The sequence below is a fragment of the Microcoleus sp. w2-18bC1 genome, from assembly GCF_036700365.1.
Lineage (GTDB): Bacteria > Cyanobacteriota > Cyanobacteriia > Cyanobacteriales > Microcoleaceae > Microcoleus.
This window is the reverse complement of the sequence record NZ_JAUBOS010000003.1, coordinates 180,762-198,058: the sequence shown is the minus strand read 5'-3', so window position 1 is coordinate 198,058 and position 17,297 is coordinate 180,762. Positions and strand designations below refer to the sequence as shown.

10 protein-coding genes and 1 pseudogene are annotated in these 17,297 nt (G+C 45.7%); 4 read left to right on the top strand and 7 right to left on the bottom strand.

Features of this window, described 5'->3' with window-relative positions:
* Positions 1 to 67: 67 nt before the first annotated feature.
* Both QT979_RS03915 and QT979_RS03910 read right to left on the bottom strand, forming a co-directional pair.
* Positions 68 to 373: a 2Fe-2S iron-sulfur cluster-binding protein gene (locus tag QT979_RS03915; protein ID WP_333308287.1), complete on the bottom strand. Its 306-nt coding sequence runs from the start codon at positions 371 to 373 to the stop codon at positions 68 to 70.
* A 42-nt stretch (positions 374 to 415) separates the two neighbouring features.
* Positions 416 to 1,951: pseudogene (locus QT979_RS03910) on the bottom strand (ferredoxin--nitrite reductase); the annotation flags it as partial.
* A 612-nt stretch (positions 1,952 to 2,563) separates the two neighbouring features.
* Here QT979_RS03910 and QT979_RS03905 point away from each other — a divergent pair.
* The gene (locus tag QT979_RS03905) at positions 2,564 to 2,779 is read left to right on the top strand and encodes a hypothetical protein (RefSeq protein ID WP_333215740.1); all 216 of its coding nucleotides are present in this window, start codon (positions 2,564 to 2,566) and stop codon (positions 2,777 to 2,779) included.
* A 934-nt stretch (positions 2,780 to 3,713) separates the two neighbouring features.
* A complete protein-coding gene (locus tag QT979_RS03900) occupies positions 3,714 to 4,616 on the top strand; it encodes a PEP-CTERM sorting domain-containing protein (RefSeq protein ID WP_333308267.1) in 903 nt (300 codons plus the stop codon).
* Positions 4,617 to 4,703: 87 nt separating this feature from the next.
* Here the strand turns inward: QT979_RS03900 and QT979_RS03895 are convergent, their stop codons facing one another.
* The 4 genes from QT979_RS03895 to QT979_RS03880 all read right to left on the bottom strand — a co-directional run bounded on the left by QT979_RS03895 (position 4,704) and on the right by QT979_RS03880 (position 14,789).
* Complete coding sequence (locus QT979_RS03895) at positions 4,704 to 8,831, bottom strand: DUF4347 domain-containing protein (RefSeq protein WP_333308266.1); 4,128 nt, start codon at positions 8,829 to 8,831, stop codon at positions 4,704 to 4,706.
* 574 nt (positions 8,832 to 9,405) lie between these two features.
* On the bottom strand, positions 9,406 to 12,060 hold the full coding sequence (locus tag QT979_RS03890; RefSeq protein ID WP_333308264.1) for a C39 family peptidase: 2,655 nt from the start codon (positions 12,058 to 12,060) through the stop codon (positions 9,406 to 9,408).
* A 544-nt stretch (positions 12,061 to 12,604) separates the two neighbouring features.
* The gene (locus tag QT979_RS03885; protein ID WP_333213443.1) at positions 12,605 to 13,045 is read right to left on the bottom strand and encodes a peroxiredoxin; all 441 of its coding nucleotides are present in this window, start codon (positions 13,043 to 13,045) and stop codon (positions 12,605 to 12,607) included.
* A 253-nt stretch (positions 13,046 to 13,298) separates the two neighbouring features.
* Positions 13,299 to 14,789, bottom strand: coding sequence for a catalase (locus QT979_RS03880; RefSeq protein WP_333308262.1), 1,491 nt, complete (start codon positions 14,787 to 14,789; stop codon positions 13,299 to 13,301).
* Positions 14,790 to 14,946: 157 nt separating this feature from the next.
* Here QT979_RS03880 and QT979_RS03875 point away from each other — a divergent pair, with 157 nt between their 5' ends.
* Complete coding sequence (locus tag QT979_RS03875) at positions 14,947 to 15,213, top strand: type II toxin-antitoxin system HicB family antitoxin (protein WP_333308260.1); 267 nt, start codon at positions 14,947 to 14,949, stop codon at positions 15,211 to 15,213.
* Positions 15,206 to 15,445 carry a type II toxin-antitoxin system HicA family toxin gene (locus QT979_RS03870; protein ID WP_333308258.1) on the top strand — a complete coding sequence of 80 codons (240 nt, stop codon included), beginning with the start codon at positions 15,206 to 15,208 and terminating at the stop codon, positions 15,443 to 15,445. The genes QT979_RS03875 and QT979_RS03870 overlap by 8 nt, the downstream gene beginning before the upstream one ends.
* 54 nt (positions 15,446 to 15,499) lie before the next feature.
* Here QT979_RS03870 and QT979_RS03865 read toward each other — a convergent pair whose 3' ends face one another.
* A complete protein-coding gene (locus tag QT979_RS03865; RefSeq protein ID WP_333308256.1) occupies positions 15,500 to 17,125 on the bottom strand; it encodes a tetratricopeptide repeat protein in 1,626 nt (541 codons plus the stop codon).
* Positions 17,126 to 17,297: the final 172 nt, after the last annotated feature.

The window sequence follows — 17,297 nt, the reverse complement described above, 5'->3', positions numbered from 1 at the left end:
GGAGATGGTGGAAATATGAGATGTGAGATTGATTCGGGACCTTCGCATCGCATCTCACATTATTAGATTAGGCGTCGATCGACACTTTGCCGATCGCCCGCGCGCTGCAAGTTAAAATGAACCCTGGTTCTAAGTCTGCCGCCGCGTCTGGTTTGCTATCGTAGACTGTTTGGCCTTCTAGGAGTTTCTGCTGGCAAGTGCCACAGCTTCCCGACCGGCAATTGCTGTCAAGTTCGACTCCGGCCCGTTCGGCAACATCGAGAATGAACTCATCTTCGCTGCAAGCAACTTCTTTGCCCGATCGAGCGAAAATAACAGTAGATGTCTGAGGTTTGGCTGCCGAGACTGCTGTTTCGCCCTCCTCAACCGTCAATTGCAGTTGCCGGTTCAGCAAAGCTACATCCCCTGTAGTCTGTTTGGGAACTGCCCCAAACTGCTCGACTAACAATTGATACAGCAGTGGTTTGAGGTCTTCGCAAGGGATGCCTTTTTGGACGCAAGCACCCAAATGAGCGTCTTTGCCAACAGTGCCTCCCATGTAAATGTCTACACCTTCGAGGGTTTTGCCGTTCTTGCGAACTTTTGTTCCCATCAAACCAATGTCTGCTACCTGGGGTTGACCGCAGGAATTGGGGCAGCCCGTCCAGTGAATTCTCACAGGTTTGGGAACTGAAAGTTCGGCTTCGAGTTCCTCAATCATTGCCACGGATCGGCTTTTGGTTTCGATGAGGGCGAAGTTGCAAAACTTGGCGCCGGTGCAGGAAACCAAGGCTCGTGTCAGCGGTGCGGGGTTGATGGAAAAACGCTGCAACAGCGGTTCTTTGACCAGCGATTCTATCCGCGAGTCGGGAACGTTGGGAATAATCACGTTTTCTTCGACAGTGAGCCTGAGCTCGCCGCTACCGTAAACCTCGGCGATTCTGGCCAAATCGAACAAATCCGATGCCTGCAGGCGTCCGACGGGAACGTGCAGCCCTACATAGTTGAGCCCTGATTGTTTTTGGGGGTAGATGCCGATGTGGTCGCGTTTGTCCCAGACGATTTCATCTTTGGGCGCGGCGGCGGGCAAAGTGCGCCCTAATTCTTGTTCGACTTCGGCTCGGAATTTTTCGATTCCGAGTTCGTCAATCAGCCACATCAGCCGCGATTTTTGGCGGTTTGCTCTTGGGCCTTGATCGCGAAACACAGTTAAAATTGCTTTGCACAAATCTACAACGTCGCTGGGACTTGCCCATGCGTTGAGAGGAATTGCAGCTTCGCAGCGTTTGGCGGAGAAGAAACCGCCGACTAAAACGTTAAAGCCGATGTTGCCGTCTTTGTAAGCCGGTACGAAGGCGATGTCGTTGATTTCGGCGTGGACTGAGTTGTCGCGGCAGCCTGCGATCGCAATATTAAACTTTCTCGGCAAATTTGAAAACGCGGGGTTGCCTTCGCCGCTGTTGGTAATCATGTCTTGGACTTGGTTCGCCAGTTCCCGCGTATCAATCAGTTCGTCGGCGTCGAGTCCGGCGACTGGGGAACCCGTGATGTTACGCACGTTGTCCATGCCAGACTGGATGCTGGTCATGCCCGCTTCTTTGAGGCGGCGGAAGATGTCGGGTACGTCTTCGATGCGAATTCCGCGCAATTGCAGGTTTTGTCTGGTGGTGATGTCGGCGCTGCCGTCGTCGCCGTAGCGTTGGACGATTTCTGCTAGGGTTCTGGTTTGATTGCTAGTAATGATGCCGTTGGGCAAGCGCAGCCGCATCATGAATTTGCCGGGAGTTACTGGCCGAAAGAAGATGCCGAGCCATTTGAGGCGGTGCTCGCGATCGATTTCGTCCATTGCTTCCCAGCCGATTGCGGCGAAGTGGTCGAGTTCGGCTGTTAATGTTAAGCCATCTTTTTCGGCTTTGAGTTTTTCAAACTTGTTCAGGCTCGCTTGGGCTTTGGGTTCTACTGTTTGGGTCATCGGTTTACCCTCGCTGCTGACTTGTGTGGGGAGGTATTGACTTGGAGCATAAAGTGTGTGTTTCCTGCTAACCTTAGTGACTGTATGGATTTAAAACTGTATATTTAGTTACTAGATGGAATTTCTTTTAAGCATGGTTGGTCTTCTGTAAACTTGAGCTTGACTGGGCGCTGGCTCGAAGGTCGCCAAACTATTTATGGTTATAGTTGCTACCGATGATTCGGTCGATCGCTGCGTTTCGATGCACCTTTGTTATGAGCTAATGTAAGGCCCACGATTGTAAATATTCGTAGCTATTTTTACAAAATATTGAGTTTTATGAATATTTCGCATAGGGCCGATGCGTTTTATACATGGGAAATGGGTAAAGACACCCCCAAAACGGAAAAATCTCTCTAAATCTTTAGATTTAGGAGGGGAGAGGGAGAAATTGGAATATCTAAGATTAATGTTGTGAGTGCGATCGCAGACTTAAAACGAGATTGTCACAACATTAGAGCGGTCGCTGTCACACAGTTTGCCTCAAAACATCACATTGTGTGCTATGCCAGCGTCACTCTTGATTTTCCAAGAAAGAGAGATGATATAAGCATCGAATTCAAGGAATGTCTCATGTTTTTAGTTCAACTTCTCCCCGGCGCTATTTCCGAAATGCTTGCTTCTGTTACGGATACGGGTTGTTTGACTTTAGCCGATCGCTACGGCTTGATGGCTGCTGTTTTGGATGACTCTCTCGACGATGAATACAGACATTCAATTAACCGCCTGCTGCGTTCTGTGATCAAGGGAAGAGTCAAGATAGTCAACGAACTGTCGGCGATATATTAACAGCATTTAAAAATTTGATTGATTTATGCAGCGCATAAGAGTGCAGAAACCACCGACGGAGTTAGAAGGAACCCACCATGCCTGCAGATGTATGGCAGAAAGTTAATTGGGTGTTCTAAAAACGTGCGATCGTTCTTGCCGTATGATTTTTTTTGATTATCCAATTCTCGCTTTGGGCGGCACTTACAGAAAAAGTGCTGATTCATGAGAGCCTGTTGGGTTGAACGCTGATGGTAAAATTAGTAAAACTGCTGTGCGCGATCGGGATTTTAGAAGTTTGAGGAATGAAGTCCTCCCAACCAACGTAATTATAATTATTGAACAGCGCTGGGGATGAAAGACTATTTATGAAAATTATTAATTAAACAATCGAATTATTAAGAGAATCCGGCATCTGCATCTACAACATCACGCCCCTATTGTCAAAATTAATTGGTAATTGATAAAAAATTAATTAAGTCGATCGGCCAGAAAAACAATAATATTTTGGAGAGGCGAGTACCGCCTATATGTGGACTAGCCGGCAGTTTATTGCTGTTCTCAACCGCCCAAAACCGGTAGTCGGTTTTGCACCTACAGCACTTATGCAGCCCCACTATAATACTGTGCCTGCGTCAGTCCTATATAGCAATCCTAAATGATTTGTGTAATTCTTGTAGGAGCTCTCCCCACGCCCGGTTGCCCCGATGCAGGCTGAGGTAGGCACTTGTAGCACTACCCCTACATATTTTTACAACTGATGCGAGGATTGCTGTATTTAGCTACTCGCATGAGTTCGTTGTTTTAACCAATCTAGTTGATAGGATTTAACCTGACCAAATATGTAGCAAAACTTTAAGGAATTCGGCCCGAATGTATGATTTACTAAATAAAAATTAAAAACTGTCGATCGATCAGACTGGACAATTTAACAATGATTCCCAGGGAGCATTTTATGAAATCCATTGCTAAAAACAGCATCCACTGGACTTACTCAGTGGCTATTTTCTGTGCCATTTTCGCACTACAGCAACAAAAAGCTACAGCAGCAACGCTATCTAACGGGTGGAATTATGCGATCGATTCCTTCAACGACGGCGTGACAGGGCCCCAAATCGGTGGCGGGGAATTTGAATTTTACGGCATCGCCATCAAAGAAACATCAGATACAGCTTTGATCGCCATCAATTCTAATCTAAGTTTAGCAGGATATGCCGACCCACTAGCTCAAAGAGGCAACATCAACTACGGCGATTTATTCTTCAATTTTTCCGGTCAAAACTTTAATACAGCTAATGCAAGCGGCAGCTTGTTTGGTATCCGCTTTGCCGAAGGAAATGACTCCGGCGTAGCGAGAACAGGCGTTTACAGTAACGTTACAGCGAAAAACGTCACCCAAACTAACTCTGGCTTTAGCAATTTAAACCAATTCAATACGGTAGTGGCATCTCAAGGCGGAACCCCATCAATGGGCGATTTAGCTGCCACAGACCCCTATTTTCTACAAACAGGAAACTCGACGATTCTCAACTCAATAGCTACGGGTACAAAAGTAGGAGAAATCATTTTTTTAACGCCAGCAACTTTGAGCGCCCTCGGTCTTGATTTCGCTCAGTTTAATGCAGTAGGTTCTCAAACAATTGGATTCAGTTTCAATAAATCCTCAATGCCTTCGGGGAACTATATTGCTAACTTTTTTGCCGAGTGCGCTAACGATGCGATCGCTATTAAAGGCTCTTTTGAACAAGGCTCTGCTGAACCAGTACCAGAACCTGCTACTATCTTCGGTACTTTAGCAGGATTGAGCTTTTTAGGTATTGGCGCAGCGAAACGCAAAATTCAGCGCAAAATTAGCTGAAATGGATTTTAGATCGATCCCCGTAGGGACACGGCATTGCCGTGTCCTGCACTTCATAAACTTCAATCTGCTGTATCTACTATTCCTCTAAGCTAGATTAAAATTGGCAGCATTAATCACGCTAGCAGACACCCCATTCAGAGAAGCTAAAATCTGACCACTTGCTGACAAACGGATGAAAGTTGCACTGTTTTCTTGAGTAATTGACAGTTGGGAGAAAGTGAGATTGTTGGCCAGTATTAGCAAATCTTTGCCCTCCTCAAAATCCAAGATAGTATCGATGCCAGAATTGGTGGAAAGCAAGAATCGATCGTTGCCAGCACCTCCTGACAAAATATCACTTCCCAAACCGCCAGTCAGCAAATCATCACCGTTACCACCCAGTAGAAGATCGGTGCCATCACCGCCATTCAAACTGTCATCACCGCGGCCCGCAAACAAAACATCATCACCGCTACCTCCCAGCAATGTATCGTTACCATTGCCACCATAAAGAGTGTCATTCCCAAGGCATCCGTCTAGCAGATCGTTATTTTGATTTCCGCTTAAGAAATCATTGCCATCACCTCCGCAGATACTATCATCTCCGAAGTTACCGTAAAGACTATCCTCACCTTCGTTGCCAAAGATAATATCATTTCCCTTACCCCCAAATCCGATATCATTTCCTTTATCGCCGTCGATAAAATCAGCACCTAAATTGCCAAAAAGTAAGTCGTTGTCTTCCTGACCATTTATCGAATCGTTGCCGCGATCGCCGAAAATGAGATCTTCACCTTCACCGCCCAAAATGATATCATTGTGTTTGCCACCAAACACGAGATCGTCTCCCCGATCGCCGCCAACAAAATCATTTTGTTTGTTGGCGTAAAAAGTATCGTTGTTTTCGCCCCCGTATAAGTTGTCATTGCCGAAACCCGCATCGAATATGTTCGGGTTTGAACTGCCGTAAAAAGCATCATTGTCTGGAGTACCAAACTGGATTTCACCGCTGCCATTGCTGGTGATAGTATTTTCAAATTCATTGGGTACATCCAAATTTGGATACTCAATAGTATTGCAAATGCAATCAGTTTCAGTTGAAGTTGGTGTCGGCGTTTCCAATGGCGTTGGCGTCGAAGTTGCCGATGGTGTGGGAGTTGGTGAAGTCGGAGTTGCCGATGGTGTGGGAGTTGGCGTCGGTGTCGGCGTCGGCGTCGGAGTTTCCGATGGCGTCGGTGTCGGCGTCGGCGCCGGAGTTTCCGATGGCGTCGGAGTTTCCGATGGCGTTGGCGCTGGCGTCGGGGGTGTTGGCGCTGGCGTCGGTGTTGGCGTTGGTGTTGGCGTTGGTGTTGGCGCTGGTGTCGGTGTCGGTGTCGGTGGTTCTGGTGTCGGCGTTGGTGGTTCTGGTGTCGGCGTTGGTGTCGGTGTTGGTGGTTCTGGTGTCGGCGTTGGTGTCGGTGTTGGTGGTTCTGGTGTCGGCGTTGGTGGTTCTGGTGTTGGTGTCGGTGTCGGTGTTGGTGGTTCTGGTGTCGGCGTTGGTGTCGGTGTTGGTGGTTCTGGTGTCGGCGTCGGCGTCGGTGTCGGTGTCGGTGCAGTGTAGTTAATAATAGTTGTGGTAGCGGTATCAGCGGTAATTATTGGTGTTACCGCTGCGATGCCTGTGGGTTCGGACAGGGTGACGGTAATAGTTTCATCGGGTTCAACCGTGGTGTCGCCCAACACATCCAGAGTGATGGTTTTTGATGTTTCACCCGTCACAAAATTAATCGTGCCAGTAGCAGTTTTTGCCCCTGAAGTGCCGCCGATATTGTTATAATCGCTGCTGTTGGTAGCTGTTCCTGCGATCGCATATTTGACGCTACTTGCCCCGTTAGTGACATTGCTGCGAGTCACAGTGAAAGTTAGAGGTTTTTTTCCGCTATTACCTTCGTCAATGCTGGCAGTATCGGTGGCAATGGTATAAGCAACAGAAACCTGGTCTGAAATAGTTAGTGTGGTTTTTTTTGTGAAGCCCGCAATGCCACCGGTAATTGTGCCAAGGTTGAAAATTACAGTTTCGGGGTTTTCCGAGAGATTGTCTTGTTTGATAGTAACTGCAATATTCTTGGTGAGTGCGTCACCTGTTGAACCTGCGGGGAATGTAATCGAAGTAGGGGAAAAGGTGTAGTCTGAATTTTCGGTGGCTGTGCTGCTAGAGTCCAGGAGAATTGGCACAACTACATCGTTTAAGGGAGTGCCGCCGGTGATCTTGACGGGAATATTAACTACTGTGTCTGTTGTTCCTTCCACGCCGCTGTAAGTGGCCGCACCGAAATTAACTGTATTCGATGTATTCAGCAAAACCGAGACATTTTGACCGGAAGCCGTAGCTATATCCAACTTGCCGTCAGCATTAAAATCTCTCGCAACCGCAAAAGCAATATAACCATCAGTGTTCGGGGCATACGGGAGCGTAAAGATGCTGAGAGTACCAAATTTACCCGTACCATCTCCTGGCAAGACTAAAAGTTCCCTAGTGGTGTGGCTAGGCGTGGCTAAATCGAGTTTGCCATCACCACTAAAATCCCCTGCAACCACAGATTCGGGGCCTCCAAATAGATAACGTCTGACACTAAAGTTGTTAGCAGTATCAAAATTACCCGTACCATCTCCCAAGAAGACTGAGACAGATTTATTGGAGTCGTTATTGGCCGCGATATCGAGTTTGCCGTCGCCATTAAAGTCGCCTGTGACGACAGTGCGAAACTCTGTCCCGGGGGAGGTAAGGTTAACGGGGGAGTTAAAGTTGCCCTTACCATCTCCTAAGAAAACGGAAATGTTATCAGTCTCTGAATAGTTCGACGTGACTAAATCAAGTTTGCCGTCGCCGTTAAAGTCGGCTGTATCAATAGTAAACTTGCGTGTTTGTGTATTAATCTTAACGGCAGTGCCAAAGCTACCAGTACCGTCTCCCAAAAGTATTGAAATGAAGTTATCGAGGTCAGGATTTGTGGCTAAATCTAACTTGCCATCTCCATTAAAGTCACCGACTGCGATCGACTTATGATCTATATTTTCACCAAAGTTGGTAGGATCGCCAAAAGTGCCAGTACCTGTCCCCAACCGGATGGAAACGAAATTGCCGTTACCTTGTGAATCCTGACGATTCGCTACAGCTAAATCGAGTTTGCTGTCTCCATTAAAGTCGCCCACTGCAACGCCAGTGGGATTCTCCTTACCTGCTGGCTTAAGTAAACTGATAGGAGTACCAAAGCTGCCTGTAGTGCCCGTCCCCAACAATATGGAAATATCTCTTGGGAAGAAGCGATCCTGCTTACCTGTCACTACTAAGTCGAGGAAACCGTCACCATTAAGGTCGCCCGTATCAATGTCTCCAGCATTTGGTAAAATATAGTTCCTAGCTTCACTGAAGGTTGCAAGGACGTGGCTGTATGCTGCTAGAACTTCGGGCCGAAATGCTAAAGGTGCTGCTATTTTTCCGGTTGTGACTTCTAGTTCCCAGTCGCCACCTTTTGCTGCACTGCCGGTGAGGTTTTTGGAGGCGGCAACGTTGGTATTTGTGAGTTGGGCGATGCGCTGGATGAAAGCGAAACCGTCTATTTTGTGTTTACGATTGATCGCATATTGATTATCGATCGCGCGTCGATCGTCTATGGCGTATTCTCGATCTATTATGGCGTTTTCACGATTGATCGCGTATTCATCATTGATCGCCCGTCGATCGTTTATCGCGTACTCATCGGTTCCGCCGGGGGTTGAAACCCCCGTCTCATAGCGAAAGTCCTCTGAAGAGGACTGTTTATTGAGGTTGTTTTCAGTCGGTTGAAACCGACTTTCGCTTTGAGACAGGGGTTTCAACCCCTGGCGGACTTTCGGACTAGCGTGAGAATCTGATGCGACATTACAACCGTAAATCAGAATATCCGCACCCAGAGTTAAGGCACTCCGCCATTGCTGCAATTTCTCGGAATAAGTTTCCAGATTGTCAGAACACAGTCTGGTTGTGCCCAGTTGCAAGCTGCCCGGAGCCCCGTGAGAAACTATGTGAATGCTGTCAATATTGGTACGAAGAGCTAAAATTTGAGTAATTTGGTCGATCGCATCCCTGTCCCCATCCAAAACCACTACTTCCGTACCCGGTGTTACCCCGGCAATCAAACTTTGATAATCTTCAACTTGAGAATCGATAAAGGCGATCGCACTTCCTGAAACTTGACAATTAAAATTTGGCATCACACCACCTATTCCTGGTTTAAAAAAGACTGAAAATTTGTATGCAATCATAACTGTTGATTGCATACAAATCTGTAAATTTTTGATAAAGATGTATTGATAAATAGTCCCTCGATCAACCTTGGGAGTGCCAAGAGTGCCTCCCCCCCGCCCACGAGGGCAACCACGGGGGGATTGCCCCTACAAAGAATGAGGGATATGCAAATCGGGTCGATCGCACTTTCTACCGTATTTTTATTAAATCAGGTGGCTATTTGAGAACTTGAGTGAGTTCTCATCGACTTCTCATCGACTTTTCATTAGATCGTGTAAAAGTTGTACCAACCCTAATATTTTTTCAGAAATCTATGTAAATTTTTACCCATGAAAATAGCTCAAATTATTAAGTAATATTGCGGGCGATCGAGACTGCGATACAAACGATATATCTAATAGAGGTAGGGACACGGCATTGCCGTGTCCCTACGGGGATATTGATAGTACCTATAAATCTGCAATCTGCTGTAAATTGACACAAATGCACTGCCAGCCCTAGCCGGATCGACTGTCGCAATCTCGATCGCACCTAAAAAGCTTATGGATAGATAAAATGCGCCCACACATTCCCATCTGGCCCAGCAACTTGATTGACGTAACTGTAGGAATACATCAACTTCCTCCCCTCAGTATCGCTGTAACCAGTGAGTGCATTTCCCCAAGGATCTTGCACGATATAACCCTGAGAATTGTAGCCAATTACAGTAAGAATGTGACCAGCCGCAGTAAAATCTCCGGCTAAAACTACTGGCCGCCGATTTAGCAATTCCGATCGCACCTCGGCCCATTTGCGAGTCGTACTAAAACTCGTCTTAAACCCGTAGGCCTGAATCAGCGCCGAAAGCACACTGTGATCCGTTTGAGAGCCCTGGCCGGCATAGTCGAAACACCACTGCAACAACTCATCCTCCAACTGTCCGCCCCACTGAGAACGAAGGCCATAATAATAAAGCACCATGGCGATCGAAGTTACGTTGCAAGTAGACCAGTCAAAACGCGGATTGTCCCGCTGCGAAAAATACGGCACGTTCAATTCCACATTGTTCGGAACCGGATCGAAAATTTTATCTCCCCGCTTGAACTGAACAAAACTAGGAAAAACATAACCTGTATTGCCAAAATTCGGCAGTTCTTCAGTCAGGGAAACTTTCAGGTGAGATCCTTCCGCACCGTAGCTGTTAACGCCGTAAACTCGACCTAAAGGCAGCGTAGTTTTCTCGGTACTGCTCAGGCTAGAAGAATCTACCGGCCGTTTTTTAAAGACAGTTGCTTGCAGGATTGTCATCGTCAAAGCATCGGGGTCAAAGGGAACTTCTTTGCCGTCTTTTTTAATTTTAACGTCCTGCCAATAAATAAATCCGATATTGCCAAAACCGGGAATAGATTCGGCTAGAGTTACTCGGAAATGCCCCAAAATGCAGGCATAACCAGTAATGGCATAGGTAGTGCCTAAAAGTAGGTCAGCAACTTGATCAGCAGGCAGTTTCGATGAATCTTCGGGCTTAGCTTTAATCTGAGTTGTTTGAGTTACCAAAAGTTGAGCGCTGACGTTGCTATTCGGTACGTCAGCCAGGTTAAATTTTAGGATTTGAGTACCTTTGGCCAACTGAACGTCGGGTTCATAAAAATAGCCAAAAGTGCCGACAGGCCAAATTGCTGAATCCAGAACCACCTTGAGATGCCCGTCAATAAATCCGTATTTGCTAACGGCCAAAGTCTGGCCTGCTTTGACAAAAACTTTTTGCTGATTGTTGAGCCGGGAAGAATCAAGGGGAGCTACCTTAAACAAAGTGTCAGAAACTATTTTTAAGGTCAAACCTTTTCCGACAGTTAGCGGATCGGAAGTTACGGTAATGTAAATTATTTGGCTGCCAGTAACGTTACCTTTGCTGTCAGTTGCCCGCAACCTGAGCCACCGAGCTCCCGCTACGCTAAATCCTTTAGACAAATTAACTTCCCAAGTGCTGGCAGTTTGGTTTAGCGTGACGCTTAGGGGCAATGTATCCTCAGCTATCACCTCAATTTTTGCTGCTTGTTGCCGGTCAAAAGTACCCCGAAGGACGATCGGCTGATTGACTAAAACTTCTGACGGCCCTTGATAAGTTAAATTCACAGCGGGATTAAAAGATTTGCCACCGCGGCTGAATTGCACAAAATCGGGATAAATGAAACCTGTATTGCCAAATTGTGGCAAATTCTCGGTCAGCGAGACTTTAATGTGGCTTTGTTCGATCAAGAATCCGGCAATTCCGTAAATCATTCCCGCCGGCAAGGTAATTTTTTCTTGGGGTGGCAGGCTAGCGGCATTTATTGGCTGCTTTTTAAACACAGTCGTTTTGATTACAGTCATCGTAACCGCATTTCTATCATACTCAATTCCCCTGCCGTCTCGCAAAATTTGGACGTGCAGCCAGTACAGAAATCCCGAAGTTCCTAAGTTAGGAACTGCTGCTGCAAAAGCGACTCGGAAATGGTTCTCCACGCAAGCGTAGCCAAGAAGATTGAAAGTTTCTCCCGCGTTAAATTGTAATTTCTGAGTTGGTCCTAAAGTTCCAGAATCTGCAGGGGTGAACTTTAACCAGGTCTTTTTGATCACCCACAGTAACTGCATTCCAGGCGGCGGAACCGGCAACTCGGCGCGATCGAATATGAGAATTTTTGCGCCTTTGGTGATGAGTACGTGTTTTTCGTAGAAAAAGCCGGACTTTCCCACCGGATAAATTGGATTATTTAGTTGAACATTCAGATGTCCGTCTTCTAACTCGTAGTCGCTAACTTGATAAATTTTCCCTGCTGGTATGTCCGCTTTTTGCAGCTCGTTGAGATTGCTCGCGGGTAGTGTTCCGGCTTTGAATTTGGTATCTGTGAGAGTAATTAAAGTGAAAAATTGAGCAGGTGACCCAGTAGCAGGATTAACTTTGATGTTAATTGTTTGTTGGCCGATAACTTTGCCGGTCTTATCAGTTGCCCTCACCTGCACTGTGCGAGTTCCTGTGCTATCGAATCCTTTTTCTAAACTGATGTTCCAAATGCCTCTAGAGAGATTTATCCCTACATTCAGGGCATTTGAGCCTTCTGTTGCTGAAATCGCTGCCACTAGATTTTTGTCAAAAGTGCCAACTAAGACAGCGGCTCTATTGACCTCAATTTCTCGCGGGCCTAAGTAACTTAAAATAATGTTGCTGTTTGTCATTATCTATCCCCCTACCTACTTAATTATTCAGCTAAAGCAAGGATAACTTCTGATTTTATTAAACACAATGACCTGAACCTGGACAAAATCCCCCCTAGATTTAGCCTACAGGCGGTTAATGCCTTTTCCAGCATAAGTTTTTAATTATTGGCGGGAGTTGCCCCACAAATCTCACTTTAGGCGTAGAATAAGCACCTTAACCGAATATATGCCTGGTTAAGCGGATTTGTGGTGTAAGTTTTGAGGGAAAGAATTTAGTTCGAGTAAGTTGCTTCCCCCTGTACCTTTGACCCCTCACTGGCTGAGTCAATCGATTTTAGATTTTAGATTTTAGATTTTAGATTTTAGAATTGAAGCATTGACCCCACGGATGAATGCGTGGGGCTTGTATCCTGGATGCTTTCGGTCAGGACTTACGAAAAAAACCCGGTTCCTAGGAGAATATTGCCTATAGCAACTAGGATCTAGGAAGGAACCGGGTTTTTAGCCGTTTGGTGCGTGCAGGAGTGTTAGTGCGATCGGCTAAATTTCGACTAAACTGCGACTAAACTATAGTGACCAGAATATCTTGAGCGTGAGAGTCAACTTTCAGATTTTCTCCTTCATAAACTTGAATGATTTTGCCGTTACCGTCGATGACGAAGGTGACGCGCTTGGCATAATCACCTTTCTCGACATCGTAAGCTTTGGTAATAGTGCCATCAACATCTGCTAATAGCTGAAAAGGCAAACCGTATTTCTCTGTAAACTTTTGATGCGATTCTTCGTTGTCTCGGCTGACACCGAGAACTACAATATCTTTTCCCTTGTATTCTTCATGGGCTGCTTTGAAGCTTTGGGCTTGTCTGGTGCAGCCGGGGGTGTCATCTTTGGGGTAGAAATACAGGATTACGGTTTTACCGGCGAATTCGGAGAGGGAGACGGTTTTGCCGTTGGTGTCTTTGGCGGTAAATTGAGGAGCGGCACAGCCAATTGGTAAAGTCATAGTTTGGTTTTCCTTGTTTGGTTTTTCTTGCAGTTCCTCAAGTTATTTTACTTGGTTCTGTGCCTTTCCAAGAGACATTTGTTAAAAATCGCGTGAAGCGAAGCTATCCCGCTCTTAATCGCCCCCAACTCCATGACGTTAAGCTTTACTGCATTTAATTTACACCTAAGACGGGGCTAAGAGTCCCTGTTACACGCATAGTTTCAATAGACATCTGCTAAAAAGTAGATGTCTAATTGAATGTTCGGGGGTTCTACATACCAACCGGTTGACCAGCAGCGGCCATCATAGACGGATCGATCGCAATTCCTAAACCTTCTGCGACTTGGCGGCCATAATTCGGATCTGCGCGGAAAAAATGGCACAGTTGGCGCATCTGAATCTCCGGTTTTGCTGCACTCAAACTTTCCACAATGTTAGCTATAAGCCGCTGCTGTGCGTCGGGTTTCATCAAGCGATAAAGGTCTCCTGCTTGGGTGTAATCGTCATTGCCCTTACGGTGATCGTAGCGATCGACTTTGACATTTCCTAAGTCCCAAGCTGGGTCAGCATAAACACAGTTTTGCTTCGGAGCATCCTCGTGGCTGTTGGGTTCGTAGTTCGGCCCGCTACCACCGTTGTTACCCGGTGCCATTGCGCCATCCCGTTGATAGTGCATCACGGGACACTTTGGTTGATTGACAGGCAATTGTTGATAGTTTGCACCCAGACGGTAGCGTTGAGCATCTGGATAAGACATGATGCGAGATTGCAACACTTTGTCTGGAGAGAAGCTAATACCTGGAACGACATTAGAAGGAGAAAATGCCGCCTGTTCTACCTCAGCAAAAAAGTTTTGTGGATTGCGATTGAGTTCAAGAAATCCCACGTCAATTAACGGAAACTCTGAGTGCTTCCACACTTTTGTCAAGTCAAAGGGGTTTTCGCGATACTCTGCAGCTTGGGCTTCGGTCATTACTTGAATGCAAAACCGCCACTTGGGATAATTACCTTGGTCGATCGCCTCAAACAAGTCGCGAGTCGCATGATCGGGGTCTTCGCCTTTGATCTGCGTCGCTTCTTCGGCGGTGAAATTATCAATACCTTGCATGGTTTTGAAGTGGAATTTGCACCAAACCCGTTCTCCTTGAGCATTGATTAGGCTGAACGTATGGCTGCCAAAACCGTCCATGTGGCGGTGGTTTTTCGGCGTACCGCGATCGGAAAACAGAATAGTTATCTGATGCAAAGCTTCTGGACTCAACGACCAGAAATCCCACTTGGCGTCAGCATCTTTGAGATGCGTTTGGGGATGGCGCTTTTGGGTATGGATCAAATCAGGGAATTTGAGCGGATCGCGGATGAAGAAAACAGGCGTGTTATTGCCTACTAAATCCCAGTTTCCTTCTTCGGTGTAGAACTTGATTGAAAAACCTCTGGGGTCACGTTCGGCATCCGCTGAACCTTGTTCGCCGCCTACGGTAGAGAAACGGAGGAGAACCTGAGTTTCTTTGCCAATTTCTGAGAATAGCTGAGCTTTGGTGTAGCGAGTAATGTCATGGGTGACGGTAAACGTGCCAAATGCAGCGGCTCCTTTTGCATGGACAACGCGCTCAGGAATGCGTTCCCGGTTGAAGTGAGCCAGTTTTTCCATCAGGTGAAAATCCTGCATGAGGATAGGCCCGCGTTCACCTGCTGTCAAGGAATTCTGGTTATCTGCAACCGGAATTCCGCTAGCGGTTGTCAATGTTTTGTCTTCTGTCATAGTAGGTAATATTGATGGCTGCATCCTAGGTATTCTATACCTTTCTGGGATCCAGGTGTTTCTGCGGTGGTAATTCTCCGATCGGCGACTGTGTGTTAAATTATTAGTGTGTTTTCAAAATTGGCTGAGTCCATTAAAACTAATTTCTCAATAAAATATGATTGATTTCTACACTGTAATTCTCAAAAAAAGTGCTAATTATTGGGTTTCTTTGTGTTTAGAAAATGGCTTAGTGGGACAAGGAAATACTCCCGAAGAATCAATTGATAAACTAAAACAAGCTATTGAGTCATTTTCCGAAGTTTATGAATCAGAGTCTGATGTTCATCTCAGTCCTCTTTCTATTAATGAATTACACGAGTTTCTGACTTTAGAAGATACCGAAAACTCAGATAGTTATGAGTTAAGGAAAGTTTATGCCTAAAAACATTCCATCTTTAAAACCTAAAGCATTAATTAAGATTTTAGAACAAAACGGATGTCAGTTTTACCGAGAGGGGAAAGGGGATCATAGTTTGTATATGCGTGAAATTGAAGGCAGAAAAAGGATTGTTCCGATTGATATCGGTGCTGGGGAAATGTCACCAGCTTATGTGTTGCGGATTTTCAGACAATTTGGGTTTACCGATCCAGAAATTGAGGGGATGATTAGTTAAGTCTGCCTTTATTAGTCAGGGATTGAATTAGCAATTTTACTGGACAGCAGTTTCCTAATCAATACCCCAATCTTTCAGTTGTTTTGTAACTAATTGTATCGGAAAAGCAAGAGCAGTATTGGTAGCAGGTCGTCGAATCGGCTCTTGATTCTGGGATCGAGTAATGCTAATGGTATAACGACTTCCCTGCCCAATGGCAACAACGCGATTTTGCCGATCTAATACGGGACTGCCAGCATTAACTATAACTGAAATTGCAGATATTTGTAACTCTCGATCGCTCTTGTTGAGGACTTTTCCTGTTGCAACTGTCCAATCATCATTGGTGTCGTCAGAATATCCAATAATCTGGGTAAGTGAGTTGAGGGGAACAGAGGCTGAGGATCTGGCTAAAGGCTTAATATCCTTGGGAATGTTCGTGACTTCAAGTAAAGCTAAATCTAGCTTGTCAGAGGCAGCAGTATTTTTAGCAATCTTAGCGGGTTTCCGCTTACGGAATTCGCCAGAGGTCGGTTTACTATAAAATTCAACTTCGATTTCAGGAGCACTCTGGAGCTTAGTTGGGTCACTCGTTTTCACAAAGCGCTTGGTCACAATCCAAGCTTTGTTTCCTTTCCGTTTTACTACCCAGCCAGTAACCGACTGTAACTCGGGAGAATTTTTAATAATAACTCGGACAACAGAGCGCTTTAATGAAACTAAAGGTTCATCTTTTAAACTGGGCAATCGCTCAGGAATTTCGGAAAATTGCGGATTTTTCCGCATAGCTAAGAGCCGCTTGGTTTCTTTTATTAATAAATTAACCCTAATATTTTGGAGGGATGCGCTTATCCTGTCGGTGAAATTGTTGTCCGCTTGGTTATTCTTGAGGTTGAGTTGAATAGCTTGGCGGTAAGCTGCGATCGCCTCGTCTAATCTTCCCTGTTTATGTAAAATCCAACCTAAATTTTTGTAAGCTTCGGCATCGTTTGGATCTATTTGGATGGCTTGGCGGTAAGCTGCGATCGCTTCCTGTGGTTGGCCTTGGTTGAAAAGCGCATTACCAAGATTGTTATAAGCTTCGGCATAGTTTGAATCTATTTGGATGGCTTGGCGGTAAGCTACGATCGCTTCATCGAGTTTGCCTTGGTAGGACAGCGCATTACCAAGTTTGTTGTAAGCCCAAACCCACTGAGGGTTAACTTTGATGGCTTGGTGGTAAGTTGCGATCTCTTCATCTAATTTGCCTTGCAAAAACAGCCCACCACCCAGATTTTTATAAGCTTCGGCAAAGTTTGGATCGATTTGAATTGCTTGGCGGTAAGCTGCGATTGCTTCATCTGGTTTGCCTTGCAAAAACAGTGCACCACCCAGATTTTCATAAGCTGCGGCAAAGTTTGGATCTATTTGGATGGCTTGGCGGTAAGCTGCGATCGCTTCCTCTGATTTTCCCCGATCGCTGAAGTGAAAGCCGAGAGTTTGGTAAATAGTCGCATCCCAAAAATTAGGTTGAATCGCCTGCCTCAAACTCTCTGTTGCTTCATTTTCTGCATTTTGCTTTTTCTGCACAGCCGCTTGAACAATATAAGCAAAAGAAGTGAGGCGATTGGCAAGCAACGGCAGTGTTGCCGCCACGTATAACAATAAAAAAACTGAGGTTAACTTGGGCAAGAATTTTTGAGGCACTTTCGGTAAAGGCATAATCTTTCTTCCTTTCCAACGCAGTTAAGTTCATTCTACTTCTTCTCTCAAGCTACCAGCCAGGGTTTCTCTAAACCAGTTGATGGGAAATGCACAAGCCTCAGACAGTTATGAACTCAGAAAAGTTTATGCCTAAAAACATTTTTGTTCAACCCCATAACTTTAGTAGATT